This is a genomic window from Blautia sp. HCP3S3_D9 (assembly GCF_052063845.1).
In the GTDB taxonomy this organism is placed as follows: Bacteria; Bacillota; Clostridia; order Lachnospirales; family Lachnospiraceae; genus Blautia_A.
Genome location: NZ_JBQHWS010000243.1, coordinates 1 through 2,156, shown reverse-complemented (window position 1 = coordinate 2,156; position 2,156 = coordinate 1). Strand labels below are relative to the sequence as shown.

Here is a 2,156-nt window from a genome sequence, read left to right as displayed (position 1 = left end):
ACACCTTCTTTCGTAAATGTTGCAAATGTTTGTTTTGGCACTTTCATTATACAACACATGGAATCGAGGTGTCTTTCTTTTATGCAAAATCACGAACTTGCTCATTTATAGGAATTAACTGAAAACAGAGAGGATGCAACATCCTCTCCGATAATCTAAGTAAGGAGGACAAACATATGTCACGAATTGGTAGACTTCCGGTTGCTATTCCTGCAGGCGTAGAAGTGACTGTCGCTGAAGGCAACGTAGTAACTGTAAAAGGACCAAAAGGAACACTCGAAAGAGCACTTCCTACAGAAATGGAAATCAAAGTTGAAGATGGTCATGTAGTAGTATCCAGACCAAACGACTTAAAGAAAATGAAATCTCTTCACGGTTTAACAAGAAGCTTAATCCACAACATGGTTGTTGGTGTAAGCGAAGGCTATACAAAAGAGCTTGAAGTTAACGGTGTAGGTTATAAAGCAGCAAAACAGGGAAAGAAGCTCACACTTAGCCTTGGTTACTCTCATCCGGTAGAAATGGAAGATCCAGACGGAATCGAAACCAAAGTAGATGGTAACAAGATTATCGTATCCGGTATCAGCAAAGAAAAAGTCGGCCAGTTTGCAGCTGAGATCAGAGACAAGAGAAGACCTGAGCCATACAAAGGTAAAGGTATCAAATATGTTGATGAAGTTATCAGACGTAAAGTTGGTAAGACTGGTAAGAAATAATTTAGGAGGGTGAGAAAATGGTAAATAAGGCATCTAGAGCGAAAATTCGTGAGAATAAGCATAGAAGATTACGTCATCATTTAAACGGAACTGCAACAACACCTCGTTTAGCAGTATTTCGTTCCAACAAGCATATGTATGCTCAGATCATTGATGACACTGTAGGAAAGACTTTAGTATCTGCTTCTACTCTTCAGAAAGAAGTAAGAGCTGAGTTAGAGAACACTGATGATGTAGCAGCAGCTGCACATTTAGGAACCGTTATTGGTAAGAAAGCTGTTGAAGCTGGCATCGAAAGCGTTGTTTTCGACAGAGGAGGCTATATCTACCACGGTAAAGTTAAAGCACTGGCAGACGCAGCAAGAGAAGCTGGGCTGAAATTCTAATAAGGAGGAGCGAAACACATGAAACGTAATCTTATTGATGCTAGTCAGTTAGAATTAGAAGATAAAGTAGTATCAATCAAGCGTGTTACCAAGGTTGTTAAAGGTGGTCGTAACTTCCGTTTCACAGCTTTAGTTGTTGTAGGTGACGGCAACGGACACGTTGGTGCAGGTTTAGGTAAAGCAGCCGAAATTCCTGAAGCTATCCGCAAAGGAAAAGAGGATGCTATGAAGAAATTAGTAACAGTAGCAAGAGACGAGAATAACTCTATTACACATGACTTCGTTGGAAAATACGGAAGCGCTGAAATGCTTCTGAAGAGAGCTCCGGAAGGTACTGGAGTTATCGCCGGCGGTCCTGCCCGTGCGGTAATCGAGTTAGCTGGTATCAAAAACATCCGTACAAAATGTATGGGATCCAGAAACAAACAGAACGTTGTTCTTGCAACAATCGAAGGCTTAAGACAGTTAAAAACTCCGGAAGAAGTTGCTAGACTTCGCGGAAAATCTGTTGATGAGATTCTGGCTTAAGGAGGAAATACAAAAATGGCAAACACATTAAAAGTTACATTAGTAAAATCTCCTATTGGTGCAGTTCCGAAGCACAAAAAAACTGTTGTAGCTATGGGTCTTACAAAAATGCACAAAACAGTTGAAATGCCGGATAACGCAGCAACAAGAGGAATGATTCAGCAGGTACAGCACCTGGTAAAGGTTGAAGAAGCTTAATTGCGATTTAACCAGAGAGAACTCTGATATGGATCTGATATGAGCCTGCCATTCACAGGAGTGGCGGGAACATACAGAAACATATTGGAAACAATACGATCTGAACAGATAGATTTGAAATAATAATAAGGAGGTGCCAACATGGAATTATCAAACTTAAGACCAGCAGAAGGTTCTAAGCACAGCGATAACTTCAGAAGAGGCCGTGGACATGGTTCTGGAAACGGTAAAACAGCCGGTAAAGGACACAAAGGACAGTTAGCTCGTTCCGGTCACAAGAAACCGGGATTCGAAGGTGGTCAGATGCCTTTATACAGACGTCTGCCTA

The 2,156-nt window shown here is 41.2% G+C and carries 5 protein-coding genes; all 5 read left to right on the top strand.

The genetic code is table 11. The features are described 5' to 3' along the window. Positions 1-176 precede the first annotated feature (176 nt). Complete coding sequence (gene rplF, locus ACTNES_RS20545; RefSeq protein WP_008707270.1) at positions 177-716, top strand: 50S ribosomal protein L6; 540 nt, start codon at positions 177-179, stop codon at positions 714-716. Between the two features lie 17 nt (positions 717-733). Continuing rightward, on the top strand, positions 734-1,102 hold the full coding sequence (gene rplR, locus ACTNES_RS20540) for a 50S ribosomal protein L18 (protein WP_019162491.1): 369 nt from the start codon (positions 734-736) through the stop codon (positions 1,100-1,102). Between the two features lie 18 nt (positions 1,103-1,120). Beyond that, positions 1,121-1,630 carry a 30S ribosomal protein S5 gene (gene rpsE / locus ACTNES_RS20535; protein WP_117675251.1) on the top strand — a complete coding sequence of 170 codons (510 nt, stop codon included), beginning with the start codon at positions 1,121-1,123 and terminating at the stop codon, positions 1,628-1,630. A 15-nt stretch (positions 1,631-1,645) separates the two neighbouring features. Next, complete coding sequence (gene rpmD / locus ACTNES_RS20530; protein ID WP_118252532.1) at positions 1,646-1,828, top strand: 50S ribosomal protein L30; 183 nt, start codon at positions 1,646-1,648, stop codon at positions 1,826-1,828. Between the two features lie 141 nt (positions 1,829-1,969). After that, positions 1,970-2,156 (top strand): 50S ribosomal protein L15 (rplO, locus tag ACTNES_RS20525; protein ID WP_441040542.1); only part of this gene is annotated, 187 nt, incomplete at its 3' end.